The organism is Corynebacterium sp. MSK035, from assembly GCF_030232615.1.
Lineage (GTDB): Bacteria > Actinomycetota > Actinomycetes > Mycobacteriales > Mycobacteriaceae > Corynebacterium > Corynebacterium jeikeium_D.
The window spans coordinates 120319-138153 of record NZ_JASPJP010000001.1; the positions used below are offsets into that span (position 1 = coordinate 120319).

Consider the following 17835-nt stretch of genomic DNA (forward strand, 5'->3'; position numbering starts at 1 on the left):
TGCAGGCAACATTAGACCGACCAGTCTGGCTAGTGCAAGCCGGGACACGCTCGGATACCTAGCGGACCCCCGCTTCGCCCACGCGGACACCGTTTTTCGCACCCACTTTGACACCTTCAGAAGCATCCTCGGCCCCGACATCAACCGAAGCGGGTGATGGAGATCCAGAACTAGACACATCAGCCGAGGGAGACTGAGAAGTCGGCTCAAGTTGGATCCGCTGACGCAGCCCCGGAAGAGTGTCGTGCGAACGCGCCCACAGCACCAGCGCGACGACAACAAAAGCCCACACGAGCAGAACCGTTGCCAGCACGCCACCAGAAACCAGCGACAAAAACAGAGTGCGAATATTCAGCCCCACCAACACGCCGCCGATCGCAATCCCAAGCAGCCGCGGATTAATGCGCCCCACCAGGTACGCAGCCAAGGGTGCCGCAATCACACCACCGCACAACAAACCAATTACCGGTGCGGCATGCTGGGTAAATTCCTCCCGCAGCTTGGGCAAAAAGCCCAGTACAGCCGCCGAGGCAACGAGAAATTCCGCCGCAGAGACAGTACCGATAATCTTGCGCGGCTGGTCAGCCTCAGCGCCGAGCAAAGTTGAGGTGGTAACAGGCCCCCAACCACCACCTCCCGTGGAATCAAGCAGGCCACCAAAGAGCCCCAGCGGAGCGAGCTTCTTCGCCCCCCAGGCCTTCTTCTTGCGCTTAACACTGGCCAAAAAGGCGAAGCGGATAATCACCCACAGACCGAGGAAAAGCAAGATTGTCGAGGTCACAGGCGTCGCAGCATCACCGTCGAGATTCGCCAAAAAGGTCGCACCAATAAAGGCACCGATAGCACCCGGCACGCCAAGACTCAGCGCGCGTCGCCAGTCGACATTGCCGAATCGCCAGTGTGAAATACCGGAGGCCAGTGTCGTACCCACCTCTGCTACGTGAACCACCGCCGACGCAGTGGCAGCACTACTACCAGCGACAATAAACAGCGAAGTAGCGGTGACACCGAAAGCCATCCCCAGAGTGCCGTCGACTAATTGCGCGCCAAGGCCGATTAGCACGAAGACTATGAGTTTTTCCATGACAAGCCCTTCCCCGCTTACCCAACCAGAGCCTGCCGTTGCCACGATGCTCGCACGACGAGCCCCTTTCAGAGCTCATTCAGCAGAAGCGATGCGCAGCAAAACCCTCTCAAGCCAAAGCAGTGATTCTTGCGGTGTTTTGTGTTTGCTTTTTGTAGACCAGTTTGTCTATATTCTGTTTCAGCAAGCATAGACCGGTTGGTCTACGATAAGCAATCGCGACAAAGAAAACGTAGAAAAAGGATTCCACCCAATGACCAACGACCAGACTGCAGCCCAGAACACGGCCGCTTCCTCACTGCCCGATCTCGCCAACTCCACCACGCCACTGCGTGTAGCCGTGGTTGGCTCGGGCCCGGCCGGCATCTACGCCTCCGACGCGCTGATGAAGTCCGGCCGCGATGTCGCCATCGACCTCTACGAGCGCCTTCCAGTGCCGTTCGGCCTCATCCGCTACGGTGTTGCGCCAGACCACCCGCGAATCAAGGGCATCATTAAGTCCCTCCACCGAGTGCTGGACAAGCCGCAGGTTCGACTGCTGGGCAACGTGGACGTCGGCAAGCAGGTCAGCGTTGATGAACTGCGCCAGTTCTACGACGCCATCATCTTCGCCACTGGCGCGACCGGCGACCGCGATCTGAACATCCCGGGCTCGGATCTGCCGGAGCACTACGGCGCCGGTGAGTTCGTAGGTTTCTACGACTCCCACCCGGAGTTTGCTCGCGAATGGGACCTCTCTGCTGAGTCGGTCGCTGTGATCGGCGTCGGTAACGTGGGTCTCGACGTCGCCCGTATTCTCGCCAAGACTGCCGATGAGCTGCACGTCACCGAAATCGCCGACAACGTCTACGACGGCCTGGCAAAGAATGCCGCCCGCGAAGTCCATGTCTTTGGCCGTCGCGGTCCGGCTCAGGCAAAGTTCACTCCACTGGAGCTGAAGGAACTGGACCACTCTGACACCATTGAGGTTGTCGTGAATCCGGAGGACATCCAGTACGATGCCGCCTCCGAAACGTCCCGTCGCGAGTCCAAGATCACCGATCAGGTCTGTACGATTCTGGAAAACTACGCCATCCGCGAGCCAAAGGGCGCCCCGCACAAGCTCTTCATCCACTTCTTCGAGTCCCCGGTCGAAATCATCGGCGAGACCGGTGAAGATGGAGTACAGCACGTCAGCGCTATCCGCACCGAACGCACCGAACTCGACGGCGAGGGTGGCGTCCGCGGCACCGGCAAGTTCACCGAATGGCCGGTCGGTGCGGTCTACCGCGCAGTCGGCTACCGCTCCGACGCAGTCACCGGCGTACCGTTCGACACCGGCACGCACACCATCCCAGATGCCGGCGGCCGCGTGCTTGACGACATCGACGGCAACCACATCCAGGGCCTGTACACCACCGGCTGGATTCGCCGTGGCCCGGTCGGCCTAATCGGTAACACCAAGGGCGATGCCAACGAAGCTGTCGGCAACCTCATCGCCGACTGGGAGGCAGGTCGCCTGGCCGCACCTGCAAAGCCCACGCATAACGACGTCGACGAGTTCCTGGCCGACAAGGGCCTCCAGGTCACCACCTGGGAGGGCTGGCACGCACTCGACGCCGCCGAGCGTGCCGCGGGCGAAGCCGAAGGCCGCGAGCGCAAGAAGCTGGTCGAGTGGGCTGACATGGTTGCGGCCTCCACGGTCGTCGCAAAGCAGCCAGATGCCGATGACGTGGCCGAAGCTGTGCACGAAGCTGTTGTGGAGACCGTCGCGAGCTAGCGCATCGGGTCTAACCGGACAGTTGATTGTGCACGTCAGTCGATCTTCGGATTAGAGTTAATACATGGCTTATCATGCAGACTCATCCAACCTGGACGTCAAGGAAGTTCTGACCTGGGAAGGCTTCGGCGTCGCCTCCCGTGAACTGGCACAGCAGATTGTCGACTCGGACTTCGACCCGGAGATTATTATCGCCGTGGCCCGCGGTGGCCTGCTGCCAGCAGGCGCACTCAGCTACACCATGGGCGTCAAGCTCTCTGACGCCATCAACGTCGAGTTCTACACCGACGTGGCGGAGACCCTGCCGGATCCGGTTCTGCTGGAGCCGCTCCTGGACATCGAATCGATTTCCAACCGCCGCCTGCTGGTCGTTGACGATGTGGCCGACTCCGGTCGCACGCTGCATCTGGTGCTCGACCTGCTCAAGAAGCACGGCGCTGAAGTCCGTTCCGCTGTGCTCTACGGCAAGTCCCGCTCGGAGATTGCACCGGACTACGTCTGGAAGCACACCGATGACTGGATCGTCTTCCCCTGGTCGGCCGAGCCACCGGTACAGAAGTCCAAGTAGATCAAGTAGCTTACGCACCACAGCGGGCACAAAAAAGTGCGCTGCAGCGTTCCTTTCCCAAGCAACACCAGCAGCGCACACTAGGTCGTCGAACTAGCCCAGTTCGACGACCTTAATCTTTGATGCCGCCTCCGATGCACGCTCACGAGCAGCATCGACAGAATCCGCGGTTGAAACAGCAACGCCCATGCGGCGACGCGGGCCAGCGACCGGCTTACCAAAGATACGAATATCAGTCTCCGGAATAGCCATGGCCTCCGTCAGCCCGGTGTAACCCGGCTGCTCGATGTCAGCACCGCCGTAGACCACAGCGGAGGCTCCCGGGGACACCAGCGTGACGTCGATAGGCAGACCCAACACTGCACGCGCGTGCAGCTCGAACTCAGAGAAACGCTGGGTGCCCATGGTGACCATGCCGGTGTCGTGCGGACGCGGGCTGACCTCGGAGAACCACACCTCATCGCCGCGGACAAACAGCTCGACGCCGAAGATACCGCGACCGCCCAGCGCGTTGGTGATGCGCGCGGCGACAGAGCGCGCATTGTCCAGGGCGTTTTCACTCATGGCAGCCGGCTGCCATGACTCAACGTAGTCGCCGTCCTGCTGACGGTGCCCAATGGGCTCACAGAACCACGTTGCCCCCTCGCCGGTCTCCGGATCAACGGAGCGCACGGTCAGCAGCGTGATCTCGTAGTCGAAATCGACGAAGCCCTCCACAATGACGCGGCCGGACTCGACGCGGCCGCCACTCATGGCATAATCCCACGCGGCCTGGACATCCTCCGGCGAACGCAGCGTGGACTGCCCCTTGCCCGAGGAACTCATGACCGGCTTGACCACACACGGGAAGCCAATCTCATCGACAGCTGCGGTGAATTCATCAAAGCTGGAGGCGAAGTGATAGCGGGAAGTCGGCAGCCCAACCTCTTCCGCAGCCAGACGGCGAATACCCTCTCGGTTCATGGTCAGCTGAGTCGCCCGTGCGGTTGGAATAACGGTGACGTCCAGCGTCTCGTCTTCCTCAACCTCTTCCAGCACCTCGGTTGCCAGGGCCTCGATCTCGGGGACGATGAAGTGGGGCTTGACCTGGAGAATCAGATCCCGCAGTGCACTGGAATCCGACATATTCAAGACGTAGGCGTGGTGAGCGACCTGGTGTGCCGGTGCATGCTCGTAGCGATCGGCAGCGTGCACCTCAACGCCAAGACGTTGGAAAGCAATGGTCACCTCCTTGCCGAGCTCGCCAGAGCCGAGCAGCAGAACTCGCGTTGCTTCCGGCTGGTACGGGGTTCCGGTGACTTCAGGGGTGAACATCGAGATAAACTCGCTTTCGTCTACGGCACGTACGCTGCACAACCAGCAGCTGTGAAATTGATTGTCTCCAGCATACGACAGCGAGCGGATTCACCGCGGCGGGCACGGGCGGGGAACCTAGCGCGGGAACACCCGCTGGAACTCAGCCAGCGCCACCTCACGGTCAGCGGCCAGGACAACATTCGCCACCGAACCGGCAGGATCTTCCACCACCTGTCCGCGCCGCGCAGGCTCATCTGCAAAAGTTCGCCTATCGACGCCCACGAGGCGCATCTTCTCCACTTCCCCGGTCACCGCACCGACGGCCACCATCGCAGCGAAGAGGTCATGAACCTGCGCCTTGTAACCGACTCCAACTCCCTGGTGGAACTCAAAGTAGAACTTCAGCGAGCGGCGCAGAACACGCAGCAGCTCCGAGTTCATACCGGCATCTCGCCAGGATTCAATCTCAGTATCACTAATGGTGATGGTCTCGGTGACATTGAGCGGAACCAGCGTCGGCACCGGCGCGCCTGCGGCGGTGGCGATGCTGCGCACGGCATCCTCCGGGCGCTCGACGGCCACAGCGCCCGCGGTGCCGAAGACCTCGGTGACCGCGGTGGGGTCGACCCAGAAGTTCCATTCCGCAAACTCGGTAACGTTACCGTGGTACTCCACAGCACCGCCCATAATGGTCACACCGTCGAGCTCCCGCATGAGTTCTGGGTACTTCTTCAAAGCGGCCACGTAGGTAGTCATAGGGCCAGTGACCAGCAGGTGCACCTTCTCCCCCGTCGACCGCGCCTGTTCGATGACCTGGCGCCACAGCGCCAGCGGATCCGCCGCCCCTCCGCGCCCCGGCTCGTAGATGACGGCCGGTGGCGCCAGGTTGTAGCCCAGCCCGTACGGACCATGAGTCTCAGGCGTGGTAGTCAGCTCACGGTCAGCGGGCCCCTCGAAACCGCTGACAACCGGGACCTCCGGGCAACCGCAGAGATTCAACATGTACTTGGTGTTGCGAGCGGACCATGCCGCAGTGGTGTTACCACCTGCGCAGGTCACACCCACCAGCTCGATCTCGCCTGCGGTATGTAACCCTGCGAGGTAGACGAGAGCAAGACTGTCATCGATACCCGTGTCAACGTCGGCAAGCACTTTCAAACGCGTCATAAGGTCAAGTGTGACACGAAACACGCTCAGCCCGCAGAGCTAAACACGGGCAAAACAGGGATACAGACGAGTTTTCGCTGGTGCTAGCCGGGTTTACTAGTTCGTCGACATCGCTGCATCACCCACCGGAGCGGGCTCTGGCAGCGGCATATTCAGCTCGGCCAAGACCTCGCGCAGTCGCGTCGGGTAGTCGGTGATGATGCCATCGACACCAGCGGCAATCTGCTCGCGCATGGTCTCCTTTTCGTTCACCGTCCACGGCACCACCTTCATGCCGGCCTCGTGTGCGCGGGAAATCAGCTCCGGCGTGGCGACCGGGTGGTAGTCAGAATCCGACGGTGTCTTGCCGTAAGGAATGCTGTGCGTCGGTGAGAGCACCTGCACGCCGAGCTGCTTGGCGGCCTCGATGATGTCGCCATCGACCTCGTCGTAATTGACATCGCCGATCCAAGGAGAATCCTTCTTCCAGGTGGTTTCGTCCCACAGCATGACCAGCGGAATCTCCGGGTTCCGTTCCGCGACCAGCGGCAACGAGCGCCAATCGAAGGATTGAATCATCACACGATCAGCCACACCCGCGCGGTCAATCTCGTCGAGAATCACATCGACGAACTCCTGCGGTTCTGCCGAGTCAGCGCGCTTTTCGCCCTCGATCTTGGTCTCAATGTTGAAGTGGATGTCCTGGTTGTCCTTAGTCAGCTCGAACAGCTCCGGCAGGGTCATCATCCTATTGCCCTTGATTGGCTCCGCATCCGGGAAGTCCTCGAGCTTCTTGTCGCAGACCAGGGTTTGTACCTGCTCATAGGTGAGATCATGTACGAGCTTGCCGACGTACGGGTACTGCGGATCCCCCTCCGTCACTGGCTCGGTGTCCGAGCACTTGTCATCTTGGATTTCCGGATCGTGCCAGACCATAGGCACGCCATCCTTCGTCAGAACGATGTCCAGCTCCAACGTCGTAACGCCCAGCTCCAGCGAGTTGGCCATCGCCTGCTTGGACTCCTCCGTCCACTCACCGCGACCACCACGGTGCGACTGCAGATCAAACCCCTCCGGCAGCTTAGCCATCGCAGCCGGCCGCACATTCGCGGACGCATTCAGCTCAGCGACCTGCTGCTTTTCAAAGGTCTTCTCTTCGCTCGCCGTAGTGCTAACCGCGCTTGCACTGCTTGACGACGATGCCGCATCGTTGTCCGCATCATTGCTGCAGGCTGCAATGGGAGAAATAGCAAACGCGCCCATAGCAATCGCCGCGATTGCGCGGCGCGTGCCGTGGACGCGTGAATTCTGAGGCTGCTCGCTCTGCTTGGCCCGTTCGTCAAACATGGAGTCAGATGAGTTGCGAGAAGACATGGCCGGTGATTTTCCTCTTTGGGCGTAGTGTTAGCGACTTCATAGCGACGGCATAGTACCGACAACAAAGTGTCGACAAACTACCGTCGGAGATTTTACGGAACACAGAAATTTACGTGAAATCTGTGTGTTGCGCCACTACTTTAAAACGGCTTGCCAGCACTCGCATCTGGAGAGAGCACGGGTTAGAGATTAATTTCCCTCTGCCTTTGGAATCTCACCTTCTTGAGCAACTTCTGCCCCATCCCAGGAGTACGTAACGGGAGCGTTGTACTGGTCTTTAAAGGCGAAGGCACCGCCGTCTTCAATCATTTTATTGACATCGAAGAAATTGACGGTCACAGTTTTGCCATCGCCTTCGACCGAGTTGATTGTCTGCGGACCACCGGCGGTACCCACGTACTCGCCCTTATGAAACAGCAGCACTGCACCAGAGGTAGTTGAGTGGGTAATTTCATTCTGTGCTGCTGAGGCAAAGGTCAACTCGCTGGTGGTATCCCAGTTCGTATTGTCCGTGACTGTCCAACCGCTGCCATTGCCACCTTCCATTGAGTTCAGGTCGGCAACCGCTTCTTCGAAAGCCTCTTCCTGGGTTGGCGCAGAAGAACCCCCATCGGTGTCGTTATCATCGACATCCGGATTGGGGGTATCTGCACTTTCACTGTCATCCTCGACAGTGGTGGTCGTAGTGATGGTGGTCGTTTCTTCATCTACCTGAGGAGCAGAGGTCGGTGCTGCAGTCTCATCAGTGGAGCAACCGGACAAAGCCACTACACCTGCGACCGCCGCGCTAACCAGCATCGACCCGCGACGAACTGAACGACCACTCATGGCTGGAACCTCTTCTGTTCTCTCAAGTTTTCTCAAACACTTAGCGACGGCGGAGCATTACTTTCTCATGTCCGACTCTGAATTGAGTTTACTTGGAAAAAATCAAGAGTCCCCGCGAGTGCCCAAGAATTCTCGAAAGCTCTCGAGAGTTCTCGGGAGCCGTTAGGAAGCGGGCTTCGCGCCGCCGGGAATCTTCCCCTCGTGAACGACGTGATCGCCGTTCCAGAAGAAGTGAACATTAGAGGTGAACTTGGCCACATCAGCGTTCGGCGCACCTGCGGCCTCCTGGGCCTCCCAGTCGTGGTAGATGACCGAGATGTTCTTACCATCAGGGGTCGGCGTCACCTTGTTGATGTGCTGAGGCCGGTCAGAGTCCGTACCAATGTATTCACCCTTGTGGAACATCAACAACACAGTGGAGGACTGAGCGTTACCCTGCTTGGCCTGATCTGCGAGAGCAAAGCTCAAATCGCTACACGGGCTGAAGTTGGAGGTGCCAGTGTACTTCCACCCATCATGGTTGTTCGGACGCTCCCTGTTGACCTTATCCAGGGCCGCCTGGATTTCAGGTGCAGCCGGGTTCGGGGTACAGCTATCCGCCTGCGCCGGAGCTGGAGCCGGTGCTGGTGCCGGAGCTGGTTTCGCCTGAGCCGCAGGAGCTGCAATTGCTCCACCTACTGCGGAGAAAACCATCGCGCCGGAAAGCACGGCGGAACTTGCCAGTCGTTGTACTCGGTGTCCTGTGTTTTGCATGAAAACCACACGCCTTCTGTCGTTTGGACTTCTGTCGTTGGACTACGCGGTGAGGCCTACGATACAAAAATGACTCTGGGATGCCAGGGGCAACTGACAATTCCCAGAGCCTTCGCGTGGTTAGCAAATGTTCTTTTTTACAGCAGCCAGCGGTTTCGGCACCGAAGATTTTTTATCTAACAGTTCGATAAAGCCGGGTCGAAAGCCGGACTATTTTCCGGTTAGTTCGCCACTGCCTCCAGGTTAAGTGTCCAGCGCTAGTTATCCAGCACGTCGTGAACAACGATGGTCTGGTCACGACCCGGACCAACACCGATGTAAGAAATGCGAGCGCCGGAGAGCTCCTCCAGTCGGTTCAGGTAATCCTTGGCCTTGTCCGGCAGCTCATCGAAGGTGCGGCAGCCAGTGATGTCTTCGTCCCACGCAGGCATGGTCTCGTAAATCGGGACAGCGTGGTGGAACTCCGACTGGGTGAGTGGCATTTCGTCGTGACGCACGCCATCAACGTCGTAAGCGACACAAATCGGAATCTCACCGATACCGGTCAGGACGTCCAGCTTGGTGATGAACAAATCCGTGAAACCGTTGACGCGCGCGGCGTAGCGAGCCAGCACCGAATCGTACCAACCACAGCGGCGCTTACGGCCGGTGTTGACTCCGACCTCACCGCCGGTGGTCTGGAGGTACTCGCCCCACTTGTCGAACAGCTCCGTCGGGAACGGGCCAGCACCGACGCGGGTGGTGTAGGCCTTCATGATGCCCAGCACCGAAGTAATCTTCGTCGGGCCGATACCGGTACCCACGCAGGCACCACCAGCGGTTGGGTTCGAGGAAGTCACGAACGGGTAGGTGCCGTGGTCGACATCGAGCATGGTGGCCTGACCGCCCTCCATGAGGACATGCTTGCCGGCATCCAAAGCCCGATTGAGCTCAAACTCCGAGTCGATAATCATCGGACGCAGACGATCGGCGAAGCCCATGAAGTAATCGAAGACCTCATCCGGGTCGATGGCGCGGCGGTTGTACAGCTTGACCAGAATCTGGTTCTTCTGAGCCAGCGAAGACTCAATCTTCTGGCGCAGAATCGACTCATCCAGAATGTCCTGGACACGCAAGCCCGTACGGCCGACCTTGTCGGCATACGTCGGGCCGATACCGCGGCCAGTGGTGCCGATAGCGCGCTTACCCAGGAAGCGCTCGGTCACGCGGTCCAGCGTCTGGTGGTACGGAGCAACCATGTGGGCATTGCCGGAAACGCGCAGGCGGGAGGCTTTTGCACCGCGAGCTTCGAGGCCATCAATCTCGTCGAAAAGCGCCTCGAGGTTGACCACACAGCCGTTACCGATAATCGGCACAGCGTTTTCCGACAGCACACCCGCCGGAAGCAGCTTCAGCTCGTACTTCTCACCGCCGACGACAACGGTGTGGCCGGCGTTATTGCCACCGTTGGGCTTGACGACGTAGTCGACGCGGCCACCGAGAATATCGGTTGCTTTGCCCTTGCCCTCGTCGCCCCACTGGGCACCGACGATAATGATTGCGGCCATAGTCCTACTTCAACTCCTGGGATTGCAGACGACGCATTAGAGTGTAGTCCTATGCGTATTGTTGTGCTGCAGTGTGGCCCCGATGTACCCGCGTTTCCCCAATTGCTCCACCAATCATGGTCTACATCAGCACCGTCCACACCATCAGCACCAGCTACTCCGGCACCACCCGCCTATGCGCTTCACGACGTCGCGATGATCCCCACCCGCAAGGAGCTGGCTTTCATCGACGACCTGGCCAAGGACGTACTGCCTATCGATACAGCACCGACGCCGGAGGAAATCTCCAAGCAGAAGAAAGTCGACCACTTAGGCGCTCCGCAACCCGCTCCGCAAAAGCCGAGCGAGCCGTTACGAATTGTGGTCGTTGGCACCGACGCGGCACTGGCTACCGTGGCAACCTACCTGATGCGCAAGAACCTCCTGTGGATTGAAGTGGCACATGTCCCCACCGCACCGTCGACCGCGGCCAAAAACTGGGGCATCGAAGGAGGAGAAGGGCTCGATGCGGCGACCGCGCTCACACGCCCGACGACGCCAGTGCCGCTGATTCGCGATGACACCGGCCACGCAATTGTTGGTTACGCCCTACTGACAGAGCCGGGAATTACCGGAGTGTCCTCGGCAAACGGGTTTACTGGCGAGGTCTATGTCGACGAGCATCAGATGTTCTCCGGCACATCCACCGGCCTGCAGATTCGCCCTACCCCCGACGCCCCGGGCATCGTTGCGGCCGAAGTTCCGGCTCCGGAAGCGGAAATCGGTAACGAGGATGGAGGCAACAAAGGCCTGCTGAGCCGACTCGGATTGGGGCGCGGTGGCCGTCGTAAAGCGAAAGAAGCCCCGGCCCGCGAGCTACACCGTCCGATGACGGGTCGGGCAGTTCAAGTTGGTGGCCTGGGCTTCCGATATGTGCGCGATGGAGTCGAGTCTCGAAAGCCGCGAGAGAAGACAACTCTGTACCGACACCTTCGCGACTTGCAGATTGTGCACTAACTGCGTCGGGGCAATAGCCACGGTCTGCCCGTGAGAAAGTGGCTTGCGCGAAAGTGGCCTGCGCGATAGCTCGAGTACAGATAACATTTGGGTGTTAAAGCCCCTGCCCGCCACTGCCTCGATAGGACAGCATCATGACTGACAACACCCCACGGCTACGCGCTGGCGACCAAGCCCGCCACACTGCGCTGGAACGCTTGGAATGGGCATTCCGCGATGGCCAGATTGACTTTGCGGAACTGCAGGAGCGCACCGAGAAAGCCCAAAAGGCAACGTACATTGATGAGTTGCCCACATTGACACAGGACTTGTCGCTGCCCGCGAACCTGGCCGAGCCGACTCCACATGCGCACCCAAACCCTAACCTGCGCCCGAACCTGCACAGCGTCCCGGACGAGCACCATTCAGTGGCACCGAATGCAGCCAGCAATCATCAACCAGCCCGGATTGATAGCTCCGCCGCGGCAACTGGTTCGAAGCTCTCCATCGGCATCTTTGGCGGCACCGACAAGAGAGGCCCTTGGACGTGCGCTCCCACGCACACCACGGTGGCGGCCTTCGGCGGGACTGGCTTGGATTTCCGCGAGGCCATCCTTACCGCGGAAACCACTGTCGTCAACATTGGCTGCGCCTTCGGTGGAGTCGACGTCATTGTCCCCGACCACTACCAAGTTGATGTCGACGTGCTGCCCATCTTCGGAGGCACGGATGTTACTGGAAAGCCGGGACGCAACCTTCCTGCTCCTGGCGCAGGACAGGCTCCGAAGATTATTGTGCGCGGCTTCGTCGCTTTCGGCGGCGTCGAGGTCAAGCGCGTACCGCAGTAGAGCAGGTTGCAGTAGCACGGGGCAGTAGAGCGTACCGCAGTAACCGACTGACGGCTAGCGAGCCGCTACTCGCCCACTCCTCACCGGCTACTCGTCCCATACCTCCGGCGGCATTGCTGGGAACGGCGTCGTCGGCGGCAGCGTTGCCACAGCTGAACGTCTGGACAGGCCACACACCTGCAACAGGTCCACCACCAATGAGCGGGACTGCGCAAACACGACCTGTTCCGATAGCGTTGCGTCCTCGATGACGCGCGGGTGCATTTTCGCTGCTAGACGACGCAAGTACCGAACCACGTCTTCAAGCTTGACCTCTCCGGATCCCTCGGAAAGCTGGGCGATAGCGATGTCGCCGGATTCGAAAGGCAACTCGCCCCACTCTGGGATTCGGCGCACGGCGGCTTCGTCGTCAAGCACATGACTGACCAGGCGCGTGCCTTCAGATACGCCGAGAACAAGCCCACACAGTTCGGGCGAAAAGTCGATGTGGTCCTCGCGGGCTGTGATAGCGCGACGCGCGAGCACACGGATGTTGCGCATGGCGTTGTCGACAGGATGAACCATGCGTGACAGCGAGTGGATTCGATCCCGGGAGCGCCAGAGCAACGGGGAGATGCGGACCTGCTCGCCCGCGTCAGCAACGGTGCGGTCCATCAGTGAGACCTGCGCCTGCATGGAGCGCACCACGCTCAGTGCGGTGCGGATGCGATCGGTGTCGCCCTCTTTCATGCCGATGCCGATGTCATAAAGTACGTCTGCACCCATGTCGAGGACCTTGGCCACCTTGCGGCGAGCACCCGCCAGCGGGCTTCGCGGCAATACCATGAGCACAATAATGCCCACCACACCACCGACGAGAGCATCAATCATTCGGTAATAAGAACCAGCGGTGCCCGGCGGAATAATGGTGGCGATAAGCACGGCTGAAGATGCCGCTTGGTTCACCACAAGCGGGCCTCGACCGACAAACACGCCAATGACCATGGCGACGAACACACCGACAGTCAGCTGCCAGATACCCGAGCCGAGGATGGAGATAATCACATCACCAATGCCGACTCCCAACGAGGCGCCGAGCACCAACTCCACAGAGTGCTTTAGGCGAGGACCTGCGGTCATCACGTTGAGGCTGATGAAAGCGGCCATCGGCGCGAAGAACGGGTTGGGGTGCCCCAGTACCTCAAGTGCGAACCAGTAGGCCAACCCAGCGGCTAACGTGGCTTGGACAATGAGCATCCAACGGGAGCGCACACGGTCAATCGCATGGAGGAAACGCGTGCGGGGCCTCACTTTCTGACGCAGCTTGTTTGCTGCGCGGGAGGCCGGATGTAGGTACGTATTGCGAAAATCTTGGAAATCCGGGCGCGGATTATCCTCGACGAATTGCGTTTCCTTAGCTTCGACGAGGTCGTCGACATGCGCGGGAGCAAGGTCCTCTAGATTCCTGGCAGCTGCGGCATCCTTATCTTCCCCACCAGCGATGCCAGCCATGCCGAAGTCACCATCCTCATGTGAAAACTATGTGCTTGTTGCGTCCCTGTTGTGCTCGTGTGCGCTTCTATGCGCTCGCTGAGTCTTTGTGCGGTCTCTGTGCGCGATTAAAGACCCAACTCTGGCAGCGCGGATTCATCACTGTCACGCAGTAACGCCATCATGCGATCGAATTCATCATCCTCGCCGATAGCCTTAGCAGCCTTAGCCAATGCTGCGAAGGCGCGGAGCACACCACGATTGGGCTCGTGCTCCCATGGAATCGCTCCGAACCCCTTCCAGCCGTTTCCGCGCAGCAGATCCAGACCACGATGGTAACCAGTGCGGGCGAAGGCATAGGCCTGAATCTCCTGACCTTCGGACAAGGCACTTTCAGCCAAGTCTGCCCACGCCTGGGAATCGCGCGGGCATGCGCGAACCACAGCCTCCGGGCTTGCGCCACCATTGCGGGCAGCAACGGCCTCGTCAAGAACGGGGAGCTTCACGGGAGCAGGAGCCATCATGTCATTGAGTTTCATGCGTCCTATTGTGCCAGTCATCACGTGGCGATGGCAGGGGCTCAGTAGGTGACTCCCTGTTGGCAACGGCGGGCACAGCGCGGTGGTACAACGTCGGCAAGCGCCAGATGACGACCAACTAGCGTTCCCCGACTACTCCGGGCAGCTCGGCTTCGTCGAATCCAACGACTCACCATTTTCCAGCTTGGTCGCAACAAAATCGGCCACTCGGGCACACGCTTCCATCAGCATCCAACCCGACAGCTGGACAGAGAGGTCACGCTCCTTGATCGCCGAACCGCGAACCGCGCCACCGACTGATTGCGCAACCGAGCCGCCCTGTGGGAACTGAGCATTGTCGTTCCAATCTGCGGGGAAAAGCGGCAGGCCATCGACCTCGAGGCGGTGGTACCAGCACTTCTCCCCCGACGCCAGAACCAATCGGCGGGCAATGCGGGCCGCCGCGCGATTCATGCGATTGTCTCCAGGCAAACGCACCGCCGCATCGGCGAGGTATCGCACGAGGATGCCGTTGAACAGACCACCATCGCCGCCACCGGCACCGGCGATGACATTGTCGGTGGTCGCCAAATCCTTTGCCACCGCGTGGATGAGGTTTTGCACGCGCGTGAAATACTTCGTCGCCTGTTCCCGCTGGCCGTGCGCCCGAAGCGCAAGTCCCACTTCGAGGCAAGCGCCAATCATGACACCCTGGTTGTACGTAAACATGCCCTTCTGCACCACGGCACCTGCCATGGACAAGCGAATGCCGTCGTAGAGCAGACCTGAGTCCGCCAAAAGGTTGGCGTAAACCCAGTCGATAAGTTCCTCTGCCTCCTTGATGCGACCAGCCCGGGCCAGAGCGATGGCTGCAGGACCGTTCGAGGGGACGTTGAAAAAGAGGTCCTGCTCACGCCACGGCAGCACACCCGTGGACTCCTGCCGACCATCGCCCAAGCATGAAATCAGCCGCGCTGTCGTCTTCTTGGGCACCGATGCGCCGAGGACAGCGTCGGCACGCCCGAGCGCCAGTGCCATCCACGCGCGATCGTCGTAGTACTTGTTCTTGGTCAGCAGCGTGAGGTTGCGAATGCGGATACCCCGAGTGGTCTGGCGGATAGCGCGGTACTTCTCCTTAGAGGGCACGCGCTTGGCTGCGTCTACCAGACAGTCGAGATACTGCGCCTGCCACCAGTAATGCCAGTTGATGAAGACCTTGTGTCGCAGCGGCGCGGGCCAGGAAGCCATTGCCAGATTCGTGCCCGGAAGACCCCACAGCTTCGCCGCATGACGGTTGCGAATCGCCTGCTCAGCCACGTCCGCGCGATAGGCCCACGTTTCGGCCTCCGGACGCGACATTTTTAGAACCACTGGCTCTCCTTAAAACGGCTGTGAAACAGCTCTAAAACAGCCTTTCGAAATAAAACACCTAAGCAGACAATTACCAGGCCGCGGTGATATCTGCATGAGTACGAATCCAAGAGTGCATGGCAATACCCGCCGCTACCCCCGCATTTATCGAACGCGTCGATCCAAATTGGGCGATCGACACCGTCAGATCCGCCGCCTGCTGTGCCTCTTCAGTCACTCCCGGCCCCTCCTGGCCGAAGAGCAAAAGACAACGCTCGGGCAACTCAACGGTTTCGATGGGTACGGAGCCCGGCACGTTGTCCACGGCCACCACAGCCAGGTCATGCTCGCGCGCCCAGCTAATGACCTCCGACACCGTCTCATGGTGCAGCAAGTGCTGGTAGCGGTCAGTCACCATCGCGCCGCGACGATTCCAACGCTTGCGCCCCACGATGTGCACGGCCTCTACCAGGAAGGCATTTGCGGTGCGTACCACGGTGCCGATGTTGGAGTCATTCTCAAAATTCTCGATGGCGATGTGCAACGGATGACGACGCTTATCCAGCTCCGCGACGATAGCCTCCATCGTCCAGTAGCGGTAAGCATCGACGACGTTGCGTCGGTCGCCCTCATCCAAAAGCTGCTCATCGTATTCTGGGCCGGTCGGCCGAGGTTCGTTCGGGTGCTCCTGCTCCCACGGTCCCACCCCGACACGAGCCTCAAACCACTCCGTCGGCCCCTTCCCGGGCTCAGGCGCGGTCAAGAGCCAACAGCCCCTCGACCAGGAACAACTGCGCCACGGTGTAGGTGTCCATCACTGCCGCATTCAGAAGCTTGCCGACGACGCCCTCCTCCGCAAACATCTTTCGAGCCATCAGTAGCGTGTCGGAGATAAGGAACAGGTTGCCACCGTGACCTAGGCCGTAGGTGGCATCGGCAATCGGCAGGCCGGTCTGCTCATCAGTTCCGACAGCACCGGCCCCCTCCAGCAGTACCGGGTCATCGGCCAGTGCAGAAGTCACGGCCAGCAGCGGACCGTAGCCAACTGCAGCGGGCAGCGCCTCTGGCTTTACAGCACCGACCAGCGGTACCGAACCAGCCCACAGTGGGAAGCGAATGGCAGCACGCAGCGCGCTAATGCGAGCTCCGGCACGCCACAGCAGCACGTGGTAGGCAACCTGGTTAACTGCGAACGGCACAGAACCGCGGTTCAGGTTCGGCTTGTTCGGCATGAGAATCAAGTCGCCCAACCAACCGCCGGCGAGGCCGATGAGCAGGGTGGTCGTCGTAAAGCGAGACGTCTCGTGGCGACGGCGCCAAACATTGGCCGCCAACAGTGGCATGAGGACAGTCTTGGAAACTCGACGTGGAGTCTCCCAGCCGAAGGCGCTGGAGACAACGTTGACCGCACTGGCGGCAATGTAGCCGGCGCGTTCCGGGGCACGGCGGGTGTCGGAGCTCGCGCTGGCGATACCGACGAGTGCGCCGAGGCCCTCGCCCGTGCGACGCACAAACATGTCAGCGACGGTTTCCTTGGTGCCGGGAAGTTTGGTCGTAGTGAGCTTGGACAAGAGTCCTGCACGCTTGGTAGTCATGGGGATGTTCCTCTTTCGTGGGACTGCGTTGGGGCGGGTGAGCTGGGTGAGGCTCGGCGAGGCTCAGTGAGTTGAGTGAGGCTCGGTAAAAGCTCTAGCGCTCAGATTCTTAGGCCAGGCCCAAGTCATCCAAACCGAGCAGATAACGGTACTCCAGGCCTTCACCCTTGATGACCTCGTCGGCGCCCGTCGCGCGGTCAACCACAGTGGCTACACCGACAACCTCGGCACCGGCCTCGCGTAGGGCAGCTACGGCGGTCAGCGGTGAGTTGCCCGTCGTGGTGGTGTCCTCAACAACCAGGACCTTCTTGCCCACAATGTCCGGCCCTTCAATGCGGCGCTGCATGCCGTGCTTCTTGGCTTCCTTGCGTACTACGAAGGCATCAATCGGACGTCCTTCGGCGTGCATGACAGAGGTGGCCACCGGGTCCGCGCCAAGCGTCAGACCACCGACGTGCGCGTAGTCCCAGTCGGAAGTGAGCTCTCGTAGCAGGGAACCAATCAGGCGCGAGGCCTCATGATGTAGGGTGGCGCGGCGCAGGTCAACGTAGTAGTCAGCCTCACGTCCAGACGACAGCGTGACCTTGCCATGGACAACCGCCAGCTCCTTGACCAGCTCGGCCAAACGCTGCAGCTTCTCCTGATTGACATTGCTCGTGTGGGTGCTCATCTGAGGTTGTCTCCTAAATAAACGACTGTGTGCTCAAGGATATGTCTGGTT

17 protein-coding genes are annotated in these 17835 nt (G+C 60.1%); 4 read left to right on the forward strand and 13 right to left on the reverse strand.

Annotated features, from left to right (window positions below; all coding sequences use genetic code 11):
* Positions 1–58 precede the first annotated feature (58 nt).
* On the reverse strand, positions 59–1084 hold the full coding sequence (locus QP978_RS00530; protein ID WP_069358960.1) for a sulfite exporter TauE/SafE family protein: 1026 nt from the start codon (positions 1082–1084) through the stop codon (positions 59–61).
* Between the two features lie 253 nt (positions 1085–1337).
* On the opposite strand from QP978_RS00530, the gene QP978_RS00535 reads away from it, so the two are divergent.
* Positions 1338–2843: an FAD-dependent oxidoreductase gene (locus tag QP978_RS00535; protein ID WP_049189473.1), complete on the forward strand. Its 1506-nt coding sequence runs from the start codon at positions 1338–1340 to the stop codon at positions 2841–2843.
* Positions 2844–2907: 64 nt separating this feature from the next.
* The gene (locus QP978_RS00540; protein ID WP_048734520.1) at positions 2908–3411 is read left to right on the forward strand and encodes a phosphoribosyltransferase; all 504 of its coding nucleotides are present in this window, start codon (positions 2908–2910) and stop codon (positions 3409–3411) included.
* A 93-nt stretch (positions 3412–3504) separates the two neighbouring features.
* Here the strand turns inward: QP978_RS00540 and purT are convergent, their stop codons facing one another.
* From purT to QP978_RS00570, 6 genes are all read right to left on the reverse strand, one after another.
* The gene (gene purT / locus QP978_RS00545; RefSeq protein ID WP_049169873.1) at positions 3505–4725 is read right to left on the reverse strand and encodes a formate-dependent phosphoribosylglycinamide formyltransferase; all 1221 of its coding nucleotides are present in this window, start codon (positions 4723–4725) and stop codon (positions 3505–3507) included.
* 117 nt (positions 4726–4842) lie between these two features.
* Positions 4843–5874 carry a nucleoside hydrolase gene (locus QP978_RS00550; protein WP_070546043.1) on the reverse strand — a complete coding sequence of 344 codons (1032 nt, stop codon included), beginning with the start codon at positions 5872–5874 and terminating at the stop codon, positions 4843–4845.
* Positions 5875–5970: 96 nt separating this feature from the next.
* On the reverse strand, positions 5971–7227 hold the full coding sequence (locus tag QP978_RS00555) for a glycerophosphodiester phosphodiesterase family protein (protein ID WP_070546041.1): 1257 nt from the start codon (positions 7225–7227) through the stop codon (positions 5971–5973).
* Between the two features lie 192 nt (positions 7228–7419).
* Positions 7420–8058, reverse strand: a complete 639-nt coding sequence (locus tag QP978_RS00560) for an LppP/LprE family lipoprotein (protein WP_284856719.1) — start codon at positions 8056–8058, stop codon at positions 7420–7422.
* Between the two features lie 162 nt (positions 8059–8220).
* Positions 8221–8811: an LppP/LprE family lipoprotein gene (locus tag QP978_RS00565; protein ID WP_049169864.1), complete on the reverse strand. Its 591-nt coding sequence runs from the start codon at positions 8809–8811 to the stop codon at positions 8221–8223.
* 257 nt (positions 8812–9068) lie between these two features.
* A complete protein-coding gene (locus QP978_RS00570; protein WP_070546037.1) occupies positions 9069–10358 on the reverse strand; it encodes an adenylosuccinate synthase in 1290 nt (429 codons plus the stop codon).
* 51 nt (positions 10359–10409) lie between these two features.
* On the opposite strand from QP978_RS00570, the gene QP978_RS00575 reads away from it, so the two are divergent.
* Entirely contained in the window at positions 10410–11354 is a 945-nt protein-coding gene (locus tag QP978_RS00575; protein ID WP_284856720.1) for a hypothetical protein, read from the forward strand.
* Between the two features lie 134 nt (positions 11355–11488).
* The gene (locus QP978_RS00580; protein WP_150961475.1) at positions 11489–12181 is read left to right on the forward strand and encodes a DUF1707 SHOCT-like domain-containing protein; all 693 of its coding nucleotides are present in this window, start codon (positions 11489–11491) and stop codon (positions 12179–12181) included.
* A gap of 87 nt (positions 12182–12268) precedes the next feature.
* Here the strand turns inward: QP978_RS00580 and QP978_RS00585 are convergent, their stop codons facing one another.
* From QP978_RS00585 to pyrE, 6 genes are all read right to left on the reverse strand, one after another.
* A complete protein-coding gene (locus QP978_RS00585; protein ID WP_284856721.1) occupies positions 12269–13672 on the reverse strand; it encodes an FUSC family protein in 1404 nt (467 codons plus the stop codon).
* A gap of 107 nt (positions 13673–13779) precedes the next feature.
* Positions 13780–14190: a DUF3151 domain-containing protein gene (locus tag QP978_RS00590; protein ID WP_016421545.1), complete on the reverse strand. Its 411-nt coding sequence runs from the start codon at positions 14188–14190 to the stop codon at positions 13780–13782.
* Between the two features lie 132 nt (positions 14191–14322).
* The gene (locus QP978_RS00595) at positions 14323–15540 is read right to left on the reverse strand and encodes a glycoside hydrolase family 76 protein (protein WP_005510131.1); all 1218 of its coding nucleotides are present in this window, start codon (positions 15538–15540) and stop codon (positions 14323–14325) included.
* 70 nt (positions 15541–15610) lie between these two features.
* Positions 15611–16282: a TrmH family RNA methyltransferase gene (locus QP978_RS00600; protein ID WP_038626765.1), complete on the reverse strand. Its 672-nt coding sequence runs from the start codon at positions 16280–16282 to the stop codon at positions 15611–15613.
* The gene (locus QP978_RS00605; RefSeq protein ID WP_070628460.1) at positions 16269–17114 is read right to left on the reverse strand and encodes a lysoplasmalogenase family protein; all 846 of its coding nucleotides are present in this window, start codon (positions 17112–17114) and stop codon (positions 16269–16271) included. Before QP978_RS00605 ends, QP978_RS00600 begins: the two co-directional genes overlap by 14 nt.
* Before the next feature lie 109 nt (positions 17115–17223).
* Positions 17224–17784 (reverse strand): orotate phosphoribosyltransferase, encoded by a 561-nt coding sequence (pyrE, locus tag QP978_RS00610; protein WP_070628459.1) that lies wholly within the window; start codon positions 17782–17784, stop codon positions 17224–17226.
* Positions 17785–17835: the final 51 nt, after the last annotated feature.